Source organism: Alkalihalobacillus sp. R86527 (assembly GCF_042466185.1).
GTDB lineage: Bacteria > Bacillota > Bacilli > Bacillales > Guptibacillaceae > Guptibacillus.
This window is the reverse complement of record NZ_JAXHBW010000001.1, coordinates 459,641-482,130: the sequence shown is the minus strand read 5'-3', so window position 1 is coordinate 482,130 and position 22,490 is coordinate 459,641. Positions and strand designations below refer to the sequence as shown.

General features: G+C 39.5%; 28 protein-coding genes. 10 read left to right on the top strand and 18 right to left on the bottom strand.

What is annotated here, in order from left to right:
- Position 1: 1 nt before the first annotated feature.
- From SJY16_RS02555 to SJY16_RS02520, 8 genes are all read right to left on the bottom strand, one after another.
- Positions 2–1,213, bottom strand: coding sequence for a glycosyltransferase family 4 protein (locus SJY16_RS02555; RefSeq protein WP_377887496.1), 1,212 nt, complete (start codon positions 1,211–1,213; stop codon positions 2–4).
- A gap of 3 nt (positions 1,214–1,216) precedes the next feature.
- Positions 1,217–1,831 carry an acetyltransferase gene (locus tag SJY16_RS02550; RefSeq protein ID WP_377892032.1) on the bottom strand — a complete coding sequence of 205 codons (615 nt, stop codon included), beginning with the start codon at positions 1,829–1,831 and terminating at the stop codon, positions 1,217–1,219.
- A 4-nt stretch (positions 1,832–1,835) separates the two neighbouring features.
- On the bottom strand, positions 1,836–2,471 hold the full coding sequence (locus SJY16_RS02545) for a sugar transferase (RefSeq protein ID WP_377892030.1): 636 nt from the start codon (positions 2,469–2,471) through the stop codon (positions 1,836–1,838).
- A 5-nt stretch (positions 2,472–2,476) separates the two neighbouring features.
- Entirely contained in the window at positions 2,477–3,586 is a 1,110-nt protein-coding gene (locus SJY16_RS02540; RefSeq protein WP_377887495.1) for a DegT/DnrJ/EryC1/StrS family aminotransferase, read from the bottom strand.
- A 205-nt stretch (positions 3,587–3,791) separates the two neighbouring features.
- Complete coding sequence (locus tag SJY16_RS02535) at positions 3,792–5,615, bottom strand: polysaccharide biosynthesis protein (RefSeq protein WP_377887494.1); 1,824 nt, start codon at positions 5,613–5,615, stop codon at positions 3,792–3,794.
- 73 nt (positions 5,616–5,688) lie between these two features.
- Complete coding sequence (locus tag SJY16_RS02530; protein WP_377887493.1) at positions 5,689–6,390, bottom strand: CpsD/CapB family tyrosine-protein kinase; 702 nt, start codon at positions 6,388–6,390, stop codon at positions 5,689–5,691.
- Positions 6,380–7,123 carry a YveK family protein gene (locus SJY16_RS02525; protein ID WP_377887492.1) on the bottom strand — a complete coding sequence of 248 codons (744 nt, stop codon included), beginning with the start codon at positions 7,121–7,123 and terminating at the stop codon, positions 6,380–6,382. The genes SJY16_RS02530 and SJY16_RS02525 overlap by 11 nt, the downstream gene beginning before the upstream one ends.
- Positions 7,124–7,385: 262 nt before the next feature.
- Positions 7,386–8,153 (bottom strand): tyrosine-protein phosphatase, encoded by a 768-nt coding sequence (locus tag SJY16_RS02520; protein ID WP_377887491.1) that lies wholly within the window; start codon positions 8,151–8,153, stop codon positions 7,386–7,388.
- Positions 8,154–8,412: 259 nt separating this feature from the next.
- Here SJY16_RS02520 and SJY16_RS02515 point away from each other — a divergent pair, with 259 nt between their 5' ends.
- Complete coding sequence (locus SJY16_RS02515) at positions 8,413–9,318, top strand: LCP family glycopolymer transferase (RefSeq protein ID WP_377887490.1); 906 nt, start codon at positions 8,413–8,415, stop codon at positions 9,316–9,318.
- Positions 9,319–9,366: 48 nt separating this feature from the next.
- On the opposite strand, the gene SJY16_RS02510 is transcribed toward SJY16_RS02515, so the two are convergent.
- Entirely contained in the window at positions 9,367–9,537 is a 171-nt protein-coding gene (locus SJY16_RS02510) for a hypothetical protein (RefSeq protein ID WP_377887489.1), read from the bottom strand.
- A 345-nt stretch (positions 9,538–9,882) separates the two neighbouring features.
- On the opposite strand from SJY16_RS02510, the gene SJY16_RS02505 reads away from it, so the two are divergent.
- Positions 9,883–10,017 carry a hypothetical protein gene (locus SJY16_RS02505; RefSeq protein WP_377887488.1) on the top strand — a complete coding sequence of 45 codons (135 nt, stop codon included), beginning with the start codon at positions 9,883–9,885 and terminating at the stop codon, positions 10,015–10,017.
- 438 nt (positions 10,018–10,455) lie between these two features.
- Here the strand turns inward: SJY16_RS02505 and SJY16_RS02500 are convergent, their stop codons facing one another.
- Positions 10,456–10,710: a hypothetical protein gene (locus tag SJY16_RS02500; protein ID WP_377887487.1), complete on the bottom strand. Its 255-nt coding sequence runs from the start codon at positions 10,708–10,710 to the stop codon at positions 10,456–10,458.
- Positions 10,711–11,021: 311 nt separating this feature from the next.
- Here SJY16_RS02500 and SJY16_RS02495 point away from each other — a divergent pair, with 311 nt between their 5' ends.
- The 6 genes from SJY16_RS02495 (at position 11,022) to SJY16_RS02470 (ending at position 16,425) form a co-directional block, all read left to right on the top strand.
- Entirely contained in the window at positions 11,022–11,573 is a 552-nt protein-coding gene (locus SJY16_RS02495) for a thioredoxin domain-containing protein (protein WP_377887486.1), read from the top strand.
- A 12-nt stretch (positions 11,574–11,585) separates the two neighbouring features.
- Positions 11,586–12,533 carry an ABC transporter permease subunit gene (locus tag SJY16_RS02490; protein WP_377887485.1) on the top strand — a complete coding sequence of 316 codons (948 nt, stop codon included), beginning with the start codon at positions 11,586–11,588 and terminating at the stop codon, positions 12,531–12,533.
- Positions 12,530–13,537, top strand: a complete 1,008-nt coding sequence (locus SJY16_RS02485; protein ID WP_377887484.1) for a hypothetical protein — start codon at positions 12,530–12,532, stop codon at positions 13,535–13,537. The genes SJY16_RS02490 and SJY16_RS02485 overlap by 4 nt, the downstream gene beginning before the upstream one ends.
- Positions 13,538–13,702: 165 nt before the next feature.
- Positions 13,703–14,725 carry a LytTR family transcriptional regulator DNA-binding domain-containing protein gene (locus SJY16_RS02480; RefSeq protein WP_377887483.1) on the top strand — a complete coding sequence of 341 codons (1,023 nt, stop codon included), beginning with the start codon at positions 13,703–13,705 and terminating at the stop codon, positions 14,723–14,725.
- A gap of 144 nt (positions 14,726–14,869) precedes the next feature.
- The gene (locus SJY16_RS02475; protein ID WP_377892029.1) at positions 14,870–15,718 is read left to right on the top strand and encodes an ABC transporter ATP-binding protein; all 849 of its coding nucleotides are present in this window, start codon (positions 14,870–14,872) and stop codon (positions 15,716–15,718) included.
- Positions 15,715–16,425: an ABC transporter permease gene (locus SJY16_RS02470; RefSeq protein ID WP_377887482.1), complete on the top strand. Its 711-nt coding sequence runs from the start codon at positions 15,715–15,717 to the stop codon at positions 16,423–16,425. Before SJY16_RS02475 ends, SJY16_RS02470 begins: the two co-directional genes overlap by 4 nt.
- Positions 16,426–16,483: 58 nt before the next feature.
- Here SJY16_RS02470 and SJY16_RS02465 read toward each other — a convergent pair whose 3' ends face one another.
- The 3 genes from SJY16_RS02465 to hxlR form a co-directional block, all read right to left on the bottom strand.
- Positions 16,484–16,885 carry a cytidine deaminase gene (locus SJY16_RS02465; protein WP_377887481.1) on the bottom strand — a complete coding sequence of 134 codons (402 nt, stop codon included), beginning with the start codon at positions 16,883–16,885 and terminating at the stop codon, positions 16,484–16,486.
- Between the two features lie 18 nt (positions 16,886–16,903).
- A complete protein-coding gene (locus SJY16_RS02460) occupies positions 16,904–18,088 on the bottom strand; it encodes an MFS transporter (protein WP_377887480.1) in 1,185 nt (394 codons plus the stop codon).
- 89 nt (positions 18,089–18,177) lie between these two features.
- Entirely contained in the window at positions 18,178–18,540 is a 363-nt protein-coding gene (gene hxlR, locus SJY16_RS02455; protein ID WP_377887479.1) for a transcriptional activator HxlR, read from the bottom strand.
- 172 nt (positions 18,541–18,712) lie between these two features.
- Between hxlR and hxlA the strand changes: the two genes are divergently transcribed.
- On the top strand, positions 18,713–19,342 hold the full coding sequence (hxlA, locus tag SJY16_RS02450; RefSeq protein ID WP_377887478.1) for a 3-hexulose-6-phosphate synthase: 630 nt from the start codon (positions 18,713–18,715) through the stop codon (positions 19,340–19,342).
- 4 nt (positions 19,343–19,346) lie between these two features.
- Positions 19,347–19,901 (top strand): 6-phospho-3-hexuloisomerase, encoded by a 555-nt coding sequence (gene hxlB, locus SJY16_RS02445; protein ID WP_377887477.1) that lies wholly within the window; start codon positions 19,347–19,349, stop codon positions 19,899–19,901.
- Between the two features lie 24 nt (positions 19,902–19,925).
- Here hxlB and SJY16_RS02440 read toward each other — a convergent pair whose 3' ends face one another.
- The 5 genes from SJY16_RS02440 to SJY16_RS02420 form a co-directional block, all read right to left on the bottom strand.
- Positions 19,926–20,339 (bottom strand): ferritin family protein, encoded by a 414-nt coding sequence (locus SJY16_RS02440; protein ID WP_377887476.1) that lies wholly within the window; start codon positions 20,337–20,339, stop codon positions 19,926–19,928.
- A 114-nt stretch (positions 20,340–20,453) separates the two neighbouring features.
- Entirely contained in the window at positions 20,454–21,275 is an 822-nt protein-coding gene (locus tag SJY16_RS02435; protein ID WP_377887475.1) for an SHOCT domain-containing protein, read from the bottom strand.
- 105 nt (positions 21,276–21,380) lie between these two features.
- Complete coding sequence (locus SJY16_RS02430) at positions 21,381–21,704, bottom strand: phosphoribosyl-ATP pyrophosphohydrolase (RefSeq protein WP_377887474.1); 324 nt, start codon at positions 21,702–21,704, stop codon at positions 21,381–21,383.
- Positions 21,688–22,089, bottom strand: a complete 402-nt coding sequence (locus SJY16_RS02425; protein WP_377887473.1) for a nucleoside 2-deoxyribosyltransferase — start codon at positions 22,087–22,089, stop codon at positions 21,688–21,690. Before SJY16_RS02425 ends, SJY16_RS02430 begins: the two co-directional genes overlap by 17 nt.
- 40 nt (positions 22,090–22,129) lie before the next feature.
- Positions 22,130–22,423, bottom strand: coding sequence for a hypothetical protein (locus SJY16_RS02420; RefSeq protein ID WP_377887472.1), 294 nt, complete (start codon positions 22,421–22,423; stop codon positions 22,130–22,132).
- Between the last annotated feature and the right edge of the window lie 67 nt (positions 22,424–22,490).

Below are 22,490 nucleotides of genomic sequence, written 5' to 3'. Positions count from 1 at the left end.
CTTATTTAAAATGACGCATTATTATCGTATATGAGTGTTCAGCCGTAAAATTCCCTTCTAAATATCCTCTTGAATTTTCAGCCATCTTTTCTCTATTAGATTTGATACATAACTCTTTCACTGCTTTGTTAAACTCAATAACATTGCCGCTTTCGCACCATTTGCCAAAGTTCCCTTTTTCAATAACCTTTCCAATGTCTGTATTGATATCCGTCGCTGCCAAAACAGGCATTGAAGCTTGCATATAAGATAGAAGTCTTGATGGGAAATTTGGTATCGTAAACCTTTTATCTAGAAAGATTAATCCTACATCACACGAGCTAGCGAGAATCTCATAATCATCTTTTGGTAATTGAGAAAACAACTTTGCATTAATAGGTTTTTCAGCTTCAAAAAAGGAGCTGAGTTTTGTATACTCCGTCCCAGATCCAGCTATTACAAAATAGATGTTATTATTTTCTCTATTGGATCTTATACATTCAATTAAAAAATCTATCCCCTGTGGTTTACCGAGATTACCACCATATATAAAGGCTATCTTATCTAAAGGAATGTTGTACTTTTGCTTAATAGCTGCTATCTTTCTTTCATCCCTTTCGATTGGTTGAGGTTCTATACTATTAGGACATACCTCTAAATTTTCCGGTGATAGTTTAGAGTTGTTTTTTAATAAGTAATCAACATTTGCCTCTGACATACAACCAATATAATCTGATACCTTATAGAGGGATTTTTCTTTAGATCTAAAATACTTGTATAGAACACCTTTACTACCTGACTTTTTCAAAATACCAATATCTACAGCATTTTGTGGGAAAATATCTTTTAACAATAAATAACTTTTTGCATCGTCTCTTTTTTTTACATACGAAACTGCTTTTTGCAGTGTTATTGGTGGAGTAGAATAGATTACAAGGTCAAATTTTACTTCAGAAAAGTATTTTTTTATACCTTTTTTAAATTTAGACTCCAATTTGAGAGTTGAAAGGCCTTTTTCCATCATATTGGTTTTTTGGATATTACCAATTTGTAATTTAAGTATTTTATAATTCCCTTTTTCTAGCAACTTGGTTTGTTGTTGATTTCTCTTTTCTGTAGGAGAAACGATATATACATTGTGTTTATTTTTTACAAACTCTCTCATTAAATCACTATATATTCCACGTTCTTCAATTGTTGAAAAATCTAGAAGTGTTAAAAATAAGACATTCATACTTTAAACTCTCCTCACCGGTCCCCCTACATAAGTCCCGGTTTTAATTATATCTTTAATCACCACTGAACCTGCTCCTATTTTGCAGTCCTTAACAACTCTTATATTATTGCTAACAACACTCCCGATTCCTAACCATGTCCCCCGCCCAATCTTCACCGTACCAGCCAACCGAACCCCTGGCGAAACATGCACAAAATCCTCAATAAAATTATCATGATCAACCGAAGCACTAGTATTTATTATGCATCCTCTACCTATCCTAGTAGAACAATTAATCACAACTCCAGCCATTACCACCGTACCAGCACCCACCTCAACTTCTTCCCCAATCACAGCATTAGGATGAATTAACACAGGTATACTAGCACCTAATACCTCTAACTCACTCTGTATCTTCTGTCGAACTTCATTATTACCAATACCAACTATAATTTCTGAGTTATCAATATAGTTTTTAAAATCCTTTGACTTTCCAATAACATCAAACCCAAGCGAGGACTTACCCTTCTCATCATCTAAAAAAGCAATCTCTTTCCACTTATTCATTTTCAAAGCAATGTCAGCTATTACTCTTCCATGTCCACTCGCACCAATGATAATAAGTCGCTCTCTCAAATGTTCACTCATCCTTTTTATTCCCTTTAAAAGGCTCCATCGTTTCAGAGGAGTTCGAACTAATCCCTTCTCTAACACTAACCTTTTTAATCGTTAAGAGAATGATCTTCCAATCTTCTACAAAGCTAACTCTCTCAGCATACTTCACATCAAGATTAAACTTTTCTTCCCAACTAATCGCATTTCGTCCATTAACCTGAGCTAACCCAGAAAGTCCTGGTCGAACTTCATGACGTCTTTTCTGATGTTCGTTATATAATTCAAGGTATTGAATCAGTAGAGGCCTCGGCCCAACAACCGACATATCACCTTTGAAAATGTTAAATAGCTCTGGTAACTCATCAAGTGAAGTAGATCTTAGAAACTTACCAAACTTAGTAAGTCGTACGTGATCTGGAAGTAACTCGCCATTACTGTCTCTCTCATCTGTCATCGTTCTAAACTTATACATTTTAAATACTTTTTCATTCATTCCAGGTCTATTTTGTGTAAAAAGAACTGGACTACCTAGCTTGAACCTAACTAAAAGACCAACGACGATAAACACAACACTAAGAGCTATAATCGCAATAAGAGATAAGAGGATATCCATAAGCCTTTTTATGTAATTTTGGTAGATCCCATTATTAGACTTATGCATCTTCCTCACCACAACCCCTTTACAACATCAACAATTCTCTTCAAATCCCCATCCGTCATCTTCGTATCCGACGGTAAACAAACTCCATTCTCAAACAACCGCTCACTAACATCCGTCCCAACAAAATCATACTTCTCAAAAAATGGTTGCAAATGCATCGGCTTCCAAATCGGCCGAGACTCAATATTCTCGCCTTCCAAAGCTTCCATCACATCAAGTGGTCGAACATTTCCGTTCAATGTCATCGCACTTAACCAGTGGTTGGCGTAATCCCATTCATTTGCTGGCATAAATTCTATACCTTCTAGCTCGCCAAGTTCCTTTTTATAAAATTCATAGATTGCACGTTTTTTTTCAACACGCTGATTCAAAACCTTAAGCTGCCCCCTACCAATCCCAGCAACTACATTACTCATTCGGTAGTTAAATCCTAGTTCACTATGCTGATAGTGTCTCGCCGTGTCTCTAGATTGCGTAGCCCAGAATCTCGCTTTTGAAATTTTCTCTTCATTATTCGAAACGAGCATTCCACCACCGGAAGTAGTGATGATTTTATTTCCATTAAAAGAAAAAATGCCGTAATCACCAAATGTTCCCGTATGCTGACCTTTGTAATAAGTCCCAAGGCTTTCCGCAGCATCTTCAATAAGTGTTACGTTATGTTTTTGACAAAGTGCTACGATTTGATCCATATCTGCTGATAGTCCATAAAGATGGACAACAATAACAGCTTTAACTTCAGGATATTTCGTAAAAGCTTCTTCCAACGCCTTCGGGCAAATGTTCCATGTTTCTTCGTTACTATCAATAAACACAGGAGTCGCATGTTGATAAATAATTGGATTCGCTGTAGCTGAGAACGTGAGGGTTGGACAGAAAACAACGTCGTCGTCTTCTACTCCAGCTGCTATTAAAGCTAGGTGAATCGCCGCAGTCCCTGACGTTAAAGCCACTGCCGATTTAGATGCTACTTTCAAAGCAAGCTCATTCTCGAATTCATTTACATTTGTTCCAAGCGGTGCGATCCAGTTTGTTTCAAAAGCTTCATTCACATATTGCAGTTCATATCCTTCATCACTCATATGAGGAGATGAAAGAAAAATTCGTTGTCCCATTGCTAAGTACATCCTTCCATGATGTAGTCTATTCATTTCTATGTATGATTACATAACTTTTAGTTGTTTAGTACTTAACTGAATATATGATTCCTTTTCTTCCAACTAACTAATAATCCCCTAAAAACATCATAGTTAGAGGTACTGAGGAATGAAATGTCACTCAGTACCTTAACTTATTAAGGCTATTTAAATTAGTGTCGATTTACTTGGCATACACTAACTGTTCACCAGAACTAACTCGATTATGCGCAATGTCTAAAGCCCTCTCTCTAACTCCTAGCTTATCCATATCCTCAAACCTGCGGACAAAGTCACTCACAACGCTCAAATCCGCATTAACCGACTTCCCAACATAAATCTTAGGATAAACCTGCTCATCATGAACCTCATCTTTCCCAAGAAGCTCTTCATACAACTTCTCACCAGGTCTCACACCAGCAAACTTAATCCCAATCTCATCAACTGAGTAACCAGAAAGTTTAATCAAGTTCTCTGCAAGATCGACAATCTTAACCGGCTCTCCCATATCAAGCACAAATATCTCTCCGCCTCTAGCCATGGCCCCAGCCTGAATGACAAGTCTCGATGCTTCTGGGATGGTCATGAAGAACCGAACCATATCTGGATGCGTCACTGTAACTGGTCCACCTGATTGAATTTGCTTCTTAAAGAGTGGGATTACACTTCCGCGACTTCCTAGTACATTACCAAAACGAACAGCCACAAATCGCGTAGCACTAATCGTATCCATTTGCTGGACAATCATTTCGGCAAGGCGTTTTGTAGCGCCCATGACGCTCGTTGGATTTACAGCTTTATCAGTAGAAATCATTACGAAGGTATCTACATTGGCTTCACTTGATGCTTCTGCAACGTTTTTTGTACCAATCACGTTATTCTTCACAGACTCGTGCGGGTTTGCTTCCATTAATGGAACGTGTTTATGAGCAGCTGCATGATAAACCACATTTGGACGGTGTTGGTTCATCACTTCACCAAGTCTTTCACGATCTTGTACATCTGCAATTACCGGTATAAACATAATCGTATCACCATACGTATTTTTGAGTTCCATCTCAATGGTATAAATGCTGTTCTCCCCATGACCGAGTAAAACGACTTGATCTGGTTTGAACTTACTAACCTGACGACAAATTTCAGAACCGATCGATCCACCAGCACCAGTTACTAGCACCGTTTTTCCAGTAATAGTTTCTGCAATATTATCTGTATCCAGTTGAACAGGTTCTCTACCTAAAAGATCCTCTACCTTTACATCTCTAAAGTTACTGATAGAAACATTACCTACCATAAGATCTTCTATCATAGGAATGATTTGTGTCTTAGCTTTCGTTTTCGAACATTCCACGTAAATTCGGTTTAACTCTTTTTTCGATAGGGAAGGGATAGCAATGACGATATTGTCAGCTTCCATTTCTTTTACATACTTTGTGATTTCAGTAGTTGACCCTAGAACCGGTACTCCCATAATCTCTAATTGATGTTTCTTTACATCGTCATCAATAAATCCGACTGGATTAAGGTCCGAATCAGCACTCTGTCTTAATTGACGTACGATCATCATTCCTGCTGATCCTGCCCCTACAACTAATACACGCTTTTTCTTACTCTTAGGGTTTATGTAGTTGTCACGCAAAATACGCCAAGAAAATCGTGAGCCACCTATCAATAGCATATGAAGCATCCAGGAGATAAATAGAGCTCGGAAGTAGACATCTTGTAACAAAATAAATTGAGCTACAGCAGCGACAAGAACTGAAAACGTTACGATTTTGAAGATAACGACAAGTTCACCTATGCTCGCATATTGCCATGCTCGTTTATATAGTTTGTAATAGTATGAGAAAAAATGATGGCCAAGAAGTAATACGATTGAGCTTGCCACTAATGGAGCCGATGTAAGCAATGCATTATAATGCAACAGAAAGCTACTAAGGAAAATAGCGAAAGCGACAATCAGTGAATCTACCACAATTAAGTATGATAAGCGTTTGCGATACGTCATTCACTCACTCTCCGTTCTTTTTATAAAATCTTTATCTTAAAACTAGTAATGAAGGATACCTTAAGATCATCTACTACTTTTGTGCATAGTAATAGTAGTAGCTACCTTCTTTCATCTTCTTCCTATTCAACACGACGCCTAGTAATTTACTACTAGCACTCTCTAACCGTTCTTTCGCTTTTACTGCTGCTTCTTTCTCAGTCGTCTCACTACTTACGACAAGCACAGTACCCTGTACCTTGTTCGCAATAATTTGAGAATCTGCCACCGCAAGAATTGGAGGGCAATCGAACAATATAAGATCATAAATAGTTAGTGCTTCTTCAATCAATTTATCCATTGCCTTTGACCCTAGTAATTCTGAAGGGTTAGGAGGTATTGGTCCGCTTGTTAATACCTCTAGATTAGGAACCTCAGTCTCATATGTAACTTCTTTTAATTCTGCTTGTCTCGTTAAGACGTTTGTGATCCCTCTCGTGTTCATCGTACGGAACGTATAATGAACCGTTGGCTTTCTTAAATCGGCATCTACGATAAGAACTTTTTTACCCTGTTGCGCCATTACCACTCCAAGGTTAGCAATGGTAGTCGATTTCCCTTCCATTGGGCCTGAAGATGAAATCATAATGCTACGCATGTCTTCCTCTATCGCTGCAAATTGAATATTTGTACGAATCGTTTTGTATTGCTCCGCAATTGGAGATTTAGGATTTTGATGAGTTAATAGACTTCTTTCTTTAGCAACTGTAATCGACTTTCTATTTTTACGACTCAACGGTTTCACCTCTCATCGACTTCTTAGATTTATCTGTACGTGACCCCATTACTTCTTTATCATTGATGACTGCAATCGTTCCAAGGACAGGTAACCCAAGTACGTTTTCGATATCATCTTCATCTTTAATCGTGTTATCAAGGAATTCAAGTAGAAACGCGAGTCCAACACCTACCATCAACCCTACGACTAAGGCGATTGCCATATTAAGCACTGGTTTTGGATTAACTGGAGATGGTGTTCCTTCAAAATTTGCTTTTGATAGAATACTAACGTTATCAACGTTCATGATCGAACTGATTTCTTTTTCGAACACGCTTGCTGTTGTATTTGCTATTTTCACTGCTAATGCCGGGTCTGGATCTTGTACAACCACTGCAACGACTTGAGAATTCTGGGAATTACTCACAGAAATTTTCTCGTTCAATGCACTCGTCGACATGTCTAAATCAAGGTCCTCTACTACCTGATCAAGAATGGTTGGACTCTTTATGATGACGTTATATGTATTAATCAGTTCAACGTTCGTTCTTACTTGGTTATAGTCAAAACCGCTTTCAGAATTTGCTTTTTGGTTTACTAGAATTTGAGTAGATGTTTGGTAGATCGGGGTTAGTAGGAAATAAGAGACGATTCCACTAGTCGCTGTCGCAACTAACGTGATGAGTAGAATAAGAGAGAGTCGTTTTTTTAAAACTTCGAATATTTCCTTTAAGCTGATTGTTTCTTCCATTAGATGCCTCCAGCAAAATATAAAGATTTTAGTTTTCTTTTATTTTTCATTATGAGTAACTTTTTCCAGTACAGATTCCACTATAACACAGAAAACACTCGAATTTTAGGTGGAATTTCAATCTCCACCCCCACGAAATTAGTATTAGTACGAATTACTCATGTGATTTTGTCGAATACTGTCGGAGAAAGGGTTTCCATTACCGTTTTTTTAATTTTCATGTCGAAAGTTTTATCTTATCAACTTTCTTTGTTGTCTCTTCTTAAAATAAGCCTAGGAATTTCTTTCGTTTGATTTCTTCTGGTAGTTCTTTCGTTACCATTTTTCCTTCAATCATTTCTACAGCATTTTCTTGTAGCATATACCGCGTCGACATGTCGAATTCTCGTTCCACTGCTTCCATTGCAGTCCTTAGGTCAAAAGGCCTGTTCGTGACGTTATGAGCATCAGATGCAACAAAGTGAGCAAGATTATGATAGATTAAATCCATCGAGAACTTTTGAATCTTCTTGCCCATTTTCCCTGTGACACTTGATCCAGTAAGTTGACTTAAGGCGCCTTCTTTTATTAGCTTATAAAGGCGATCTGGATTCTCCATAATTTCTCGATTTCGTTCTGGGTGGACAATGATCGGGATGAAGCCATTTACTTGTAGATCAAACAGCAGCTTATTTGCATAGCGAGGTAGGTGGCTCGATGGGAATTCTATCAACATGTAGATTCCAGTCTCATTTACGGTTAACAATTCTTCACCATGAATGTCCTCAATCAATTCACCATAGATCCGGTTTTCTTGACCTGGTAAGATCTCGATGTCGATCCCTTCTTGCTGTAACGTCGTATTCAATAAGTCTACTTCTTTCAATATAGATAGTCTTTCATTTTCGAAGGCGCCATTTCGGTGGTGTGGGCTGGCTACAATTTTTGTAATGCCCTGATCACTAGCCTGTCTAGCCATTGCTAAACTATCTTCTATTGTTTTTGCTCCATCGTCGATTCCTGGCAGAATATGTGAGTGAATATCGATCATATGATGCTCCCCTTTCAAAATTTGCACTTGTCTAATAGAGTAGCATATTTCGCTGTCGTTTTTTGAAATTTTCCACAAAAACCCCCTCAAGGTAGGAATCACAAAAACAACTGTTTAACTTTACCATATTTGCCGGATTTGTCTATGTTTTTTTATTTTTTGGAAGGTATTTACTTTGTGTTTTTATTGGACGTATAATATAGACTAGTATTCTGCACTCATTTGAATTTATTACTTTATAGAAAGCTGGAATGTATCTATGAAAAAGTTCTTACTGATTACCGGTATTATTATGGGAGTTCTTCTCATCTCTGTTGGAGGATATGCTTACTACTTGTTTTCATCTGTAAAGGATACAGCGAGCACAATGCATGAGCCGATTGACCGTGAGACCTCCGCAAAACGTTCCGAAGACGTCAATATGAAAGAAAAAGACCCCATCTCCATTCTGCTCGTAGGGGTAGATGAGCGAGCGAATGACCAGGGCCGTTCTGATACGATGATTATGATGACTCTTAACCCTAACGATGAATCGATGTATATGTTCAACTTGCCACGTGATACACGAACAGAAATTGTAGGCCGCGGAACAGTTGAGAAAATGAACCATGCCTACGCCTACGGCGGCGTTGAAATGACGATGGACACGGTTGAAAATTTCCTCGACGTACCAATCGACTATTACTTTAAAGTAAACATGGAAGCATTCAAGGATGTCGTTTCTGCTCTCGGCGGCGTAACCGTCGATAACCCTCTTTCATTTAATTATGAAGGGTATAGCTTCCCTAAAGGTGAACTCGATTTGAACGCGAAGGAAGCTCTTGCTTTCTCACGTATGCGTTATGAAGATCCTAAAGGGGACCTTGGACGTAACGACCGTCAACGCGAAGTTATCAAAGCGATTATTGATGAGGGCGCGAGCGTGGGTAGTATTAATAAAGTAGGTACTTTACTCGATGCTGTTGGTAGTAACGTGAAGACGAACATGACATTTGAAGAAATGAATAACATCTTCCAGAATTACCGTAGTGCGCGTAAGAATATGAACACATTTGAAATCAGTGGTCACGGACAAATGATCGATAACCTCTGGTATTATATCGTTCCAGATCAGGAAAAGCAGATGATCACACAGAAATTGAAAGATCATCTCGGAATCAGTTAAATACAAAAAAGAAGGTGCTTTTGATAGAATTCAAAAGCACCTTCTTTTTTAGTCCGTATTCAGTTTGGCTTGATCACCAGGCATATACTTTGCAAGGATACCTCTAATTTGCTCTATGTACGGCCCAGCAGATTCTGCTTGCTTTTGCTCTTTTTCGACTTCTTGAACAAATGCCTGTAGCTCCGTCCACATTAGATTCCCTTCCTCTTTTCTTTCCATAAAACGCCTTACCTCCGCATTCTCGTAAACTATTTTTTGATTATAGCACCAGCTTCAAATAATTTCCACTTAAATAAGGAGATTGCCCCTTGAGACTAATAGAATAGTCCAAAAGTTGATTCATATTACCTATAAAATGTTTTATATAACGAACGAGTTTGTGAGAATCCCTTTTCATCTCCTACGAAGTACATACCCTCCTGTAAGAAAAGCAAACACGTTGTTATTTATTTTAATCAAGGGAGGATATAGGCATTTATTCTGGATAGACTGTTATTAGAAGAATAGAAATCTACTGTTACCTTACTCTTGAAGTAGCAAGCAAGTTAAAAGGGAGATGAAGGATTGGAAGACTACCAGGAAGGGAATTTTGCTTTAGGAATAATATGGGGTATTTCGTTAAGCATTCCACTCTGGATTTCATTGTTTGGTTGGGCAAAACTCGTTTTGCAACTCGTCAATTACTATATCTTACGATAACAAAAGACCATCTGAGAAGGTCAGATGGTCTTTTAGCTTGCTAGTAGGCTTATGAGAGCGCCTACAAGAATTGAAAATAAAGGTATCAAAGCATAACCTATGTGTTTATTACGTTTCTTTTTCCATGCAATCTCTTCCGGAGTCATCCAAGCACCGTTCATTACATCCCTCTTTTTCCGAAATTTTTTGTGATCTTAAGTGAGTTCATTACAAGGTCGGTTTATTCACAAGATATAGTTTAGCATATTATGTATAAATGTGTAGGTTAACTTAAGAAATATTTTCCTTAAAGTATAAAATATTCCTATAATCCAGCTAGATTTTAAAAATCTTTATATTTCCTGTCGTAAATTGACCTATATCCCACTTCACTTTTTTTATCGGAAAGAGATCCTCATTTTTTTACCCTTAAAACGAAAAATAGGTAAATTTAATTATTTAGAGATAATGATATGTCCCTGCCCTTTCCTTTTGGAAGACTATGATTTCTTTATAAGAAATGCCGTACACTACAGCTTGATAAGCTGAAAAGCCTATTACTCCAAGTATATGTGAATCTAGTAGTAGCGCGATTATGAGATTATATGGCAAGAACTCGATATCAGAATCTAACCTAATACCAGCGAATAAAGTAATATCTAAATCCCCTTTTATTCCCTTTAACCCACTTTTTTGATAGTCCGTATTACCCAACCACTTAATATGCCTCCAGTTATATTTTCAAATGAATAACGTAGAAAACGATAGATTAACTACCTCCTCTCACCTATAGTCACTTCACAACCTCCAAAACATGTCCTTAATCATTCTTATACAATCGAGAACATAAGTAGGCACAGAATATTTTCAATAGAGATATTACAAAAGATATTACGACGATCTATATTTTAAACCGAACCGTTACAGCACATCTAGCTGATCGAATTCTGCTCATATCTTCAGCGTCAACTGGTTACGTTGAAGAGGCATTTTAGGAGATTGCTAGCGTAAAAGTGGATAACGAAATGAATACTAATTGGGAGCTGTTTTCTCATATGGAATTGTGGATCTTTCTTTTTTTACTAATCGCTGTTTTATTTTATTTCTTAAAGCAGGTTATCCATGTTCTCAATCGATTAAGAAAGAACGGTAGCGTTGTAGAGGAAAAGTCACTACAAATCGGCGAACCGGCACCACTTTTTCACTCTAACGATCAGCATAATCGCCCTATTTCTATGAATGATTTAAAAGGAAAGCACACGATTATGATCTTCAGCAGTACAACATGTCCCACCCCCTCTACATTAATTAGCAATGTTCCACACCTTGCAGAACAATATGAGACGAACCTTCTCATTGTTAAACAGGGAAAATCAGGGAAGGAATTCTGTCCTTCTATCGCTAATACTTCTTATATAGTTGCTCCAGAGGTTTTTGAAACCTACTACATAAGTAAAGTTCCAACCATCTTCATCATCGATCCGCACGGTAAAGTTGCTGCTAGTGGCGGCATGAATGAGCTCGACAATGTATTGCACTTCGTTCCAAAGAAAGAAGCTGGCTCAATCGCACAGTAGAGGAGGGTCTTCATGGCACGTTCTTTTTTCACAAAAAATGCTTTGCAATTTCTACTCACATCGATAGGGATTTTTCTAATCGGTTCACTGCCCTATCTATTATTTAATATGAAATCACAGCTGGAAGTACTCAAAATGATCGAACGAAAGGAGCTCAATAACACACTCTTTCTATCAGATAATATCGTAATGAACGTTGATGCTTATTTCGGCAACATCGTCGACACGGTCGGTATTATTTTTTCCGGAAATACGACTCAGTATTATGCGAGGGGCAGTGAACACCCCCTTTTTCCTGAGTTTTGGGACGCCTATATTCAATCGATGCAATATTTGATCGTTTCCTTAATCGTAGCCCTTGGACTCGCCATTCTCCTAACCATTCTGACGATGCAATTGCCCAAGCATAGAAGGGGAATTCCGAAAGCTTTTCTATTTGTTATGGAATCATTACCGGATATCTTCATCATTCTTCTTACGCAAATCACGATTATTTGGATTTATAAAAAGACGGAGATTCTATTATTCAATATCGGGAATGCATTTGATGAACGAGCAATCCTGTTGCCAGTACTCGTCCTCTCCCTCCTTCCTGCTCTCTATATCTACAAGTATTTGCTCTTATCGTTTGAAGATGAAGAAAAGCTTCTTTATGTTGAACTAGCTAGAGGGAAAGGATTGAATCGGAACCGTATTCTACTGATACATATTTTCAGAAATTCAATCTTCACGCTGTTTAATCATTTCAAAGGGATTTTTCTTTTTGCGTTAGCAAATCTAGTGATGCTTGAAGTGATCTTTGAACTCAACGGATTTATGACGTTCATTTTTGAAAATGGTGTGCTTAATAACGAAATCGTTACGATGGGACTGTTTATGATCTTCCTGCCATCGTTTCTCTTTTTTGCGATTACGCAATGGTTTTTAGAGAAACGATTTAATGTGATGGGGGGATTATGATGAAAAGGTTAGCGGTTTTCAAACGACCTATGGTAGCTGGAGGCTTCTTGTTCATAGCCCTTTTATTAGGTGGAAGCATTTTGTACAGTGCTCTTGTCGAACCTCCTCAGCCGGAGAAGATGCTATATGATCGTAACGGTGACATAGTTGCATTAGCACCCTTTCCACCATCAGCACACTATCCACTAGGCAGTGATATCGATGGAAACAACTTTATGCTGAAATTACTTGAAGGAGCGAAGTTTACGATTGGATTGTCGATTCTAGTAGCGTTAGGGAGAATGGTTCTTTCATTCATAGGAGGATATTTGCTGTTTCTCTTACCCGCTTCTTTTCGTAAATTTCTCGCAGGTCTCGCAGATACGTTTCACTATGCACCCGTTACGATTTTCACGTATGTGTTGATCGCACCTGTTGTGATGACGTTCAGCTGGAGTTACAGCACGCCTACGAAAATTTTCTTTCCGATGTTTGTGCTTGTTCTCATCAGTGTACCTGTCCTATCGCTTTACATACAGAAAGAACTCGACCTCATCGCGCAGAAGGAGTTCATCGATAGTGCGAAAATAATGGGCGGTAGTCACTTCCATATCTTCCGAGCGCATATGGCTCCCTTCTTGAACCCAAAGCTACTGATTATTTTCATTCAGCAAGTCGGACAAGTGCTGATCGTCTTTGCCCACCTCGGATTATTAAACGTATTCATAGGTGGAACTGATTTGAGAATTCTTGAATATGACATCGACACAGGAGAAGCGACGACAGCAGCCTTTACGATCTCGAATGAATGGGCGGGCTTGATCGCGCAGAACTTTCAGTATGTCTACTCCTTCCCATGGATGATTTTCGCGCCAGTTACTGCATTTGCGCTGACGATACTTGCAGTCAACGCGATTGTCTATGGACTGAAGACGGATCATACGTATAAGAGGAAAAGAAAGAAGGAGAAAGCTAGCAAGGCGAGTTATACCGTGAACTCAGAGAGTTTTGAATTGCGGAATTGATAGAGGTGGGGGTCAGGCACGTGCCTGACCCCCTCTTTTATTTTTCGTTACTTTTCCTGTAAATAGATGAAATAATTACAAAATTGAAATAAAATAAAAGTTGTACAGTCTAGGATGCACTTATTTAAGTAGGGACCGCCCTACTCTATAGAGGGAGTTTTAAAGGTGTTAACAATAAAGAATTTTGAAAAGCAGATAAAAAATGAGGTTGTTTTCTCAAAGTTTGATTTGGTTATCGAAAAGGGACAGGCTGTTTCGCTTCATTCCCCGATGAATATTATCAACGAATTACTTCATGTGTTAACAGGTAGCGTCCCTATTTTCCAGGGAACGGTTCGCTTGGATGGAAAGGATGTTACAAAGCCCAACCTAGACATAGGTGTTTCATTCTTAAAGGGAGGGGTTTATGAACGACTAAGTGTGCTCGATAACGTTAAATTTTATAAAGGGCTATTTGGATCGGACCTGATTGTTGATGAGGTGCTTCACCTTGTGCAGCTTGAAGGGAAGAAGAATGAGAAAGTGAAGAAACTCTCTTACTCGGAAATAAGGAGGATCCAATTTGCTAGAATCATTTTTCAAGATCCGTTGTTGTTCGTCTTTGAAGAGCCTGATCAAAGTGTCGACATGGAAACGAAAAGGGTGTTTCTAAAGATCGTCAAACATCTACAAGAACGGCAGAAAGGTATTTTAATCCTTACAGGCAATAGTGAAAGTGCGATAACACTAGCAGACACAGCTTATCGATTGAATGAAAAAGGTTTGCACTCGTTACAAATTGAAAGTGAACAGCCTACCTCTGCTGACACTGAGGATGAAGAACCTGAAGAGTCGAACGAGCCCATTTCATCCTCTTTCACGTTCAATAAAATCCCTGCAAGAGTAGAAAAGAAAATCTATTTGTTTGACCCATGTGACATCAATTATATAGAAAGCTCAGGAGGCGATGTGACCATTCATGTGAGGGGTGAGGAATACCAGGGGTATTTCACATTAACAGAGTATGAAGAAAAGTTAGCTTCCTATGGTTACTTTCGATGCCATCGATCGTATCTCGTTAACTTGCAAAAAGTAACAGAGATTATTACTTGGACAAGAAATGCGTATGGACTTATTCTTGAAGATTCATCAGAACTTCCATTGTCTAAGAATAAAATGGCTACTCTGAAAGAAATCATCGGCATTTAACGTACTCCACTCAGCTAAAAAAGTACGCCATTCACCCTTACTCATACTCCATCCGACTTTTTCAGCCTCCGTATGACGGGATTTTAATGCCCCCAGATCGTTGTTCCGATAACCTTAGGTTACAAACAACGAGGAGGGTTCATGTTGGAAAATATCATTGAAGTACGGTCATTAATGAAAGCATTCGGTAACCAGGTCGCATTGGATGACGTAGATTTTTCAGTAAGAAAAAAAGAAATCTTTGGTTTTCTCGGACCAAGTGGTTCTGGAAAAACAACGACGATAAAAATATTAACGGATCAACTTTCACCTACAGATGGTGTCGCAACTGTGTTTGGGATTCCCTCTCACCGATTAACAAAGGAGGGCGCTCATCGAAGAATTGGAATCTTAACGGATAATAGTGGGTTGTATAACCGATTATCGATCTATGACAATCTTAAGTTGTACTGCAAGCTTTATGACGCTCCTTTCTCGCGGATACATGACGTGTTAGAAGTTGTGAATTTAATCGATGAGCAGAAGAAAATTGTTTCTCGCCTATCAAAAGGGATGCTGCAACGCGTTATTCTAGCTAGAGCGCTTTTACATAAACCGGATCTTCTTTTCTTAGATGAGCCGACCTCAGCACTAGACCCTGCTAACTCACGACATATCTATAATGGATTGCGCGAACTTAACAATGAAGGAACAACGATCTTCTTGACCACTCACGATATGAGTGAGGCAGAACACCTTTGCGATCGCGTGGCGTTTCTTCATAAAGGAAAGATTCAATTACTCGATGAGCCAAAGAAGATCAGAAGGCAGTTCTCCGATTCTTCTATAACGGTTGAATTAAACGATGGGAGGAGGGTTGTCATGAAGAATGGACCTGAAGATGCTGTGAGAATGCATGAGTATATGACGAGCAGCCAAGTAGCCTCAATTTATTCAAATGAACCTACATTAGGCGACATATTCGTCGACGTAACGGGGAGAGAATTAATATGACTTTTTCGATGAAACGCGCGTATGCGATCTTTCAAAAAGATGTGAAAGATCTAACCAAGAATTTATTTGTGATCACAACCTTACTCGTTCCAATAATATTGGCTGTTTTCTACGGTACGTCTGGACTACATTCGCTTGAAGCTCACTATACCGTGATCAATCTCACTTTCGCAGCTGTAGCCGTCTTTATCCAGAGTGCCTTGATCGCTGAAGAGAAGGAGAAGAATACGTTAAGAGGACTCATGTTATCACCAGCGACGCTAACAGAAATTCTAGGTGGTAAAAGTACGCTTACCTTTCTTTTCACGATTGCGACGATAATTGTGTGCACTTTCCTTACTGGGTATGAACCTTCGAATGTCTTTGTAATTGGTCTTGCCATCCTTCTATCTACGGTATTTTATATTGCGCTAGGTACGTTCATTGGGTTGATATCAAAATCCGTGATGGAAGCTTCTGTTATGGTGTTGCCTGTTATGTTCATTTTCGGCTTTGGCTCAGTCCTTCAATCATTTGCTGAGAAATATTCGGCTTTAGCACTTCTGGAATATATGCCAAACGTTCAACTGCTTGAGTTAGCAGCTTTCGTTGAGAATGGAAAAGGAATGGTCGACCTCTTGGGACCCATCGCTATCATTGCTGGCTGGGCGATTCTGAGCGGAGTTTGTGTCATCTTAATGTATAGGAAAAGAACGTTGGATGATTAGAGGAAAAAGATGAAAGAGGCTGGGGTCAGGCACGTGCCTGACCCCAGCTCTTAACAATTTATTCATCATAAGCTTCATACCAATGATACGGCTGAATCTCCTTCAACGTCTTATAGTCGAGGCGTCCTTCCGAGTTGTAGACTGCTGTCTTCACGTCACTTCCCCAATAAAAAAGCCGCTCCTGGCATATGCCACACGGAGTAAGAATGACGTACGGTGAATGCTCATCCTCTCGTACAACACAAATCGTATGTGTAATCTTTGTTTCTAGTTTATGAGCTTCCAAGATCGCACCCGTTTCAATACATAATTCTGTTGACGCGTTGATGATTTCGGGAGAGATGCTTGTTAGGATCTGACCATGACTTGTGTGCATAGCCGCTGCCCCACCCCAGCCTGTTGGATATCTTTTTTCTATTAAGTTCACCGCTTCGTCGAAAAGTTGTTTTTCAATGTTCATCAGATACCTCCAAACCTATTAATTCGAATTCACCGCGTGTAGCTGAGAATAGGACCGTTCTGATTTTAATAGAACAGCAGTCAATAAGACACCTATGAATGCAAGCACTCCAAAGAATAAGTACACTGCAAAAATATTAAAGAACTCATACAGGTATCCTCCTACAAACGTGCAGAACCAGTTTCCGATCCCATTCCCAACTGCAGCATAGAGTGTCACTGCCGTTGCTTCCATGTTAATCGGCGCAATCTCCTTGATGTACTGAAGTCCAGCTGGAATAAACAAGCCTAGTGAGAACCCTTGAATAATTGTGGTTGCGTAGATAACCGTTAAGCTTGGTTCAAAGAAATAAAGGACCCATCTTAGCAATGATGCGATTCCTGCGAACAGCACAACTGCGAGTAAACCATATTGTTGAATCCACTTTCCTGAAAGTCGCATGAACGGAATTTCTAGTAGTACCGCCAGCATAAACGCTAGTCCAATTCCTGCGTAGGAACCTCCGCTATCCTCTACAAACAATCCAAAGTATGTATTATTTGATAAGTTCGGACCGAAGATCATGAATGTCACGATGAGAAACAGAAGGAATTTTCGATAGACGAGTAACTTTTTCATTCCGCCTCGTAAATCGACTTTCTTCGTTTGGCGCTCACTTGGCGCACGCCACGCGAGAATGGCCGCCAGTGAGAGGGCGATCAGGAACGCATAAAAGATAACACCTGGACCAAAAACTGATTCTGATAGTTTCCCCATGATGAACACCGCAAGCCCAAAGCCTAATGAACCAAACAATCGAATGTTTCCATAGTTATAGTTCACCTTACTCGTGTACTTCAGGGTGATGCTGTCGGACACTGGAATAATCGCACTTTGGAAGATCGCAACGATAATCGCAATTACGATAAACCAGTAAAAACCATCAAAAACAAGGTACCCCATACCGGCGATACCAGTTAATAGTGCCGTTAATGTTAGTACTCTAGTAGGTGACTGCGTGTAGTCGCACACCATCCCCCAGATTGGTTGAAAGAAGATCATGATGATCGGCCCGAGCGACATGATCATTCCGATCTCGGAACCGTTCAGATTCTCAACTTGTTTTAAGTAAACGCTTAGTAATGGGAATAAGCTACCTACCCCGAAAAAGGCGAGTAAATAGAATCCCTGTAGCGTTAAAATATTTTTCTTACCCTCTTGCATGGTGCACCTCCGTAATGAGCTACCTTATATTGTATGCTCATATTGGAAATAGTCAATAGCGGGGGTCAGGCTTACGCCTGACCCCTCTCTTATACAGATTCCTCATTCAACGAAACATTCTGAGCGATATTCTTATTATAATTCTTTCCCCATTCATACATGGAGTCGAGAATTGGCATCAGTGTTTCACCTTGCGCGGTTAGGAAATACTCTACTTTCGGAGGTACAACGGGATAGACTTTTCGATTTACGATTTGGTCATCTTCTAGTTCTCTTAATTGGGTCACTAACATGCGCTGGGTGATACCAGGCATAAGAGACTTTAATTCGCCAAATCGTTTCGTTCCTTCTTTACCTAAATGCCAGAGAATAAGCATCTTCCATTTGCCTCCGATAACAGAGAGCGTTAATTCTTTTTCACAGTTGAATGTTTTATCTTGGGTTCTAGACATTCACTTCACCTCCGAGAACCCCTATTATAACTGACGGTATACTTTTTGACACTATGTAAGTTTAATGTGCGTACTTACATATTTCTGAAGTAGGGAGTATACTTGCCACTACACCAAAAAACAGATGGTGTAGAACTAAAGAGAGAAAATATAGGATCGGGAGTGAAAGAAGATGAAATTACAGCTAGCATTAGATTTGGTAAACACAGAAGAAGGTATTGAACTCGTGAAAGAAGTTCAAGAATATATCGATGTTGTTGAAATCGGCACACCGATCGTCATCAATGAGGGTCTTCGATCTGTCAAAGAAATGAAAGCCGCATTCCCTGACCTTGAAGTTCTTGCTGACCTTAAAATTATGGACGCGGCAGGCTATGAAGTAATGAAGGCATCTGAATCAAACGCTGATATCATTACGATTCTTGGCGCTGCTGAAGATGAATCCATCAAAGGTGCAGTTGAGGAAGCGAAGAAACAAGGCAAGCAAATCCTTGTCGACATGATGGCAGTGAAAGACCTCGCTACTCGCGCGAAAGAAGTAGACGCGCTTGGCGTTGATTATATTTGCGTTCATACTGGCTATGATCTACAAGCGAAAGGCCAGAACTCTTTCGAAGATCTTGAAACAATCAAAGGTGTCGTAAAGAATGCAAAGACAGCAATCGCTGGCGGAATCAAGCTAGATTCACTTGAAGAAGTGGTTAACGTACAACCAGACCTCGTCATTGTTGGTGGCGGTATTACTGGTGAAGACGATAAAAAAGCCGTTGCATCTAAAATGCAAAAGCTTATTAAAGGATAATCGTATGCAAACGACTCACTATTTAGCTGAAATCATCGATGAGCTAAATCGTTCAGCTAATCGTATTTCTGATGAAGAAGCTGAACAGCTTGCGAACGAAATACTAGATGCAAATAAAGTTTTCGTAGCAGGCGGTGGACGTTCTGGTTTTATGGCGAAGTCCTTTGCGATGCGCATGATGCACATGGGAATCGATGCTTACGTTGTAGGCGAAACGGTTACACCTACCTTTGAAGAGGGTGATCTCATCATCATCGGATCAGGTTCTGGCGAAACCAAACAACTCGTTTCCATCGCTAATAAAGCTGCTGATATAGGTGGAAAGATCGCTGCAGTTACCATTAATCCAGATTCAACGATCGGTAGTTTAGCAGACATTATCGTAACGTTGCCGGGATCTCCGAAGGACCAATCCGGCGATCACGAAACGATTCAGCCGATGGGGTCTTTATTCGAACAAACCTTACTCCTTTTCTATGATGCAATCATTTTGAGGTTCATGGAGAAGAAAGGGCTAGATTCGGATAAGATGTACGGGAAGCATGCTAATTTAGAATAGAATTTTTCTTACTTGGGGTCAGGCTTACGCCTGACCCCTTGTTAATAAATACAAAAACCACACGGCATGGTTCTGTTCATCTGCCGCTGCTCGTTTGAACGTTTCCTTAATATATGGATCCTGTGTTTGATCAGCGATATCGAGGTAAAAGTCAACCGCCTTTTGTTCATCTTCGATTGAATACTTCAGTCCAGGGACATAGGAAGACTGACATTCCTCGATTAACTGTGGTGATGGCTGTTGACCGGTAAGCTGTGTATAGATTGCTGTAAAAGCTTGATAATGTTTGATTTCATCATTACGAATCTCTAGAATCTGTTTTCGTGCCTTTTCATTAGGTGCAAGTTGAGCGAGTTTTTCGTAACACTGAATGGCGCTATATTCCCCGTTGATGGCTGTCGCGATGTCCTCGACGAGTGTTCGATAGACGTTGTACATTTACGTTTCTCTCCCTTTATTTAGAAGCAAGATAGAACAGTATATGATGAGTGCCTAGGAAATGGTGCAAAAGAAAAAAAGGGGGACAGGTGTGTGCCTGCCCCCCTAATGAAGCTACTTTAATATCTTCATTTTTTGTTGCGTATATTCTTCTTCTGTTAAGATCCCTTCATTGAACAAATCTGATAATTTTTTGATTTCATCAGCCACCGAATTAGAACTTTCTTCTTTATGTACTTTATCATGCTGATCTGCTTGTCGAATTAGTACGCTTATTAAACTATGCCAGTGAGTGACTTCTTTAAACGCATCCTTATATCTAGAATCACTTTTTTTAATCCCAAATGGTTTATTCGTCATAGGATCATCAGATTCATCAAGTAAAAAGCTAATGAACTTCACTGGTTGCTTGGTATCATTAACAATCACTTTTAAGTCAATCCTGTTCACTTCTTCCTCAGTAGTACTTTCACCTGATAAACCACCAATTATCGCTCCTGTTCCTCCAGCAACAATTCCTCCCAATATAGCTCCGCCAATTTGCGAACTCCTTGAAGTCTTATTTACTGTAACACCATCTTCAATAATTTCGGATGCTAATATATCTTTATAATCATAAACACGTTCCTTGCTTAATTGGTCCTGAATAATACAAAGTTTCTTAGCTTCTTCATCAATCATAATCGATGAATCCATATTACTTGAAATATGCTTCTGAGAAAAAGAATAATCCTTCAGTTTACTTTGTACCTCCCACAAATTATGCTGTCTATGATTTACTTCTTCTTCCTTCTTCTCCCGCTCTCTTTTGTTACTCAAGTGAATAGCTACCCCAACACCACCAAGTAATAACAATCCAAGAATTGGTGAAACAGAAAATGCCCAGACGATAACCATAAATGCTAGGACCATCGCTAAAACAAATAAACACCCCATAACTATATCCCCCCCAAATTGTAAACCTTGTATAATCTTAACTTACTTTCTTAATATTGTTAATAAGGGGGGTCAGGCATATGCCTGACCCCCCTTATTAACAATTCACCCTTCCACACTCTTAAGAAACACTCTTTCCGCAAAGGCTCCTCGTTCTTTCTCTTTTTCTTCTCTGGTTTCTTCTAGATCCTCATATGACTTACCATGCATTCCTGCCAATGATCGTACTACTTCAATAATATCGCTAAGCTCATATATAGCGTCCTCGTCAGTGCTTGCTTCAAAGTATTCATCCACTTCTTCAAGGAGTTTTCTACGAAGCTCTACCTTAAACTCTTCAGTTGATAATGTTACAGCTTCATAGTTTTGTCCGTTTTTAGCAATGATTTGAGGGATTCGATCTCTGACGAGCTTATTGGATACCGGCATGTTTTTTCTCCTGAACAATCGTATCCAAAAGGTCAGTTATCGTACCTGTGCAAACTGTCACACCGCTCGTATGGTAGAAAGAGCTTGAAGTCACAGGATCTGTGATCTCCTCCTCAGAATAAAGATAAACGGGAATATCAAGGCCTAGCGCAATTCCCATCTCAATATGCGTCCCCTTTCCTCCAGGTAGGAGAACGATGAGAAAATCGGATTTCTTTACTGCATCGAGCTCGGCACTCCCTATTCTTTCGAGGTCCGCAAACGTTGCCGCTCTCTCATTCAATGTCCAATCATATGTATGCAAGAAGCCTTCGTCCTTAAGCAGATCACGTAGCTCTTGAACCTGCGCCTTGTTTTGAAAGCTAGATGCGATATAAAAATTCATAGTGCTCCCCCTATGCTTGACGGCTAGTATGCAAAAAACCTTATTTAACTGCAAGCTGCTTATTCATCATTTTCTTCAACTTTCGTGCCATTCTGTCTTCATACATTGGTGACTTTTTCATCTTTTTGACGCGCATCTTGCCGATCACATAACGCACGGATTCATTTTTAATGATGAGTGGCTTTCCCTCTGGGTGTTTCATGAGATCAGTGAACCATGAAAACGCCATGAGCGCTACGATGTTTTCTTCTATCCTCTCCTCATCTGGTATGTTTCCTCCACCTAAACCAAATAACCCACCTAAGTTTGCGAGGATTTCAAATAACAGCTCCACTATTGTTTCTCCTCCTTCGAGTAACCCTTTCTTCTTACTAATATGTACGTTTGAAGGAGGTGAATTG

Excerpts from the sequence above, each read along its gene's own strand:
- SJY16_RS02555 (WP_377887496.1), bottom strand. The coding sequence starts at position 1,213 with ATGAATGTCTTATTTTTAACACTTCTAGATTTTTCAACAATTGAAGAA.
- SJY16_RS02545 (WP_377892030.1), bottom strand. The coding sequence starts at position 2,471 with ATGCATAAGTCTAATAATGGGATCTACCAAAATTACATAAAAAGGCTT.
- SJY16_RS02540 (WP_377887495.1), bottom strand. The coding sequence starts at position 3,586 with ATGGGACAACGAATTTTTCTTTCATCTCCTCATATGAGTGATGAAGGA.
- SJY16_RS02535 (WP_377887494.1), bottom strand. The coding sequence starts at position 5,615 with ATGACGTATCGCAAACGCTTATCATACTTAATTGTGGTAGATTCACTG.
- SJY16_RS02525 (WP_377887492.1), bottom strand. The coding sequence starts at position 7,123 with ATGGAAGAAACAATCAGCTTAAAGGAAATATTCGAAGTTTTAAAAAAA.
- SJY16_RS02520 (WP_377887491.1), bottom strand. The coding sequence starts at position 8,153 with ATGATCGATATTCACTCACATATTCTGCCAGGAATCGACGATGGAGCA.
- SJY16_RS02515 (WP_377887490.1), top strand. The coding sequence starts at position 8,413 with ATGAAAAAGTTCTTACTGATTACCGGTATTATTATGGGAGTTCTTCTC.
- SJY16_RS02510 (WP_377887489.1), bottom strand. The coding sequence starts at position 9,537 with ATGGAAAGAAAAGAGGAAGGGAATCTAATGTGGACGGAGCTACAGGCA.
- SJY16_RS02495 (WP_377887486.1), top strand. The coding sequence starts at position 11,022 with ATGAATACTAATTGGGAGCTGTTTTCTCATATGGAATTGTGGATCTTT.
- SJY16_RS02490 (WP_377887485.1), top strand. The coding sequence starts at position 11,586 with ATGGCACGTTCTTTTTTCACAAAAAATGCTTTGCAATTTCTACTCACA.
- SJY16_RS02485 (WP_377887484.1), top strand. The coding sequence starts at position 12,530 with ATGATGAAAAGGTTAGCGGTTTTCAAACGACCTATGGTAGCTGGAGGC.
- SJY16_RS02470 (WP_377887482.1), top strand. The coding sequence starts at position 15,715 with ATGACTTTTTCGATGAAACGCGCGTATGCGATCTTTCAAAAAGATGTG.
- SJY16_RS02465 (WP_377887481.1), bottom strand. The coding sequence starts at position 16,885 with ATGAACATTGAAAAACAACTTTTCGACGAAGCGGTGAACTTAATAGAA.
- SJY16_RS02460 (WP_377887480.1), bottom strand. The coding sequence starts at position 18,088 with ATGCAAGAGGGTAAGAAAAATATTTTAACGCTACAGGGATTCTATTTA.
- hxlR (WP_377887479.1), bottom strand. The coding sequence starts at position 18,540 with ATGTCTAGAACCCAAGATAAAACATTCAACTGTGAAAAAGAATTAACG.
- hxlA (WP_377887478.1), top strand. The coding sequence starts at position 18,713 with ATGAAATTACAGCTAGCATTAGATTTGGTAAACACAGAAGAAGGTATT.
- hxlB (WP_377887477.1), top strand. The coding sequence starts at position 19,347 with ATGCAAACGACTCACTATTTAGCTGAAATCATCGATGAGCTAAATCGT.
- SJY16_RS02440 (WP_377887476.1), bottom strand. The coding sequence starts at position 20,339 with ATGTACAACGTCTATCGAACACTCGTCGAGGACATCGCGACAGCCATC.
- SJY16_RS02435 (WP_377887475.1), bottom strand. The coding sequence starts at position 21,275 with ATGGGGTGTTTATTTGTTTTAGCGATGGTCCTAGCATTTATGGTTATC.
- SJY16_RS02430 (WP_377887474.1), bottom strand. The coding sequence starts at position 21,704 with ATGCCGGTATCCAATAAGCTCGTCAGAGATCGAATCCCTCAAATCATT.
- SJY16_RS02425 (WP_377887473.1), bottom strand. The coding sequence starts at position 22,089 with ATGAATTTTTATATCGCATCTAGCTTTCAAAACAAGGCGCAGGTTCAA.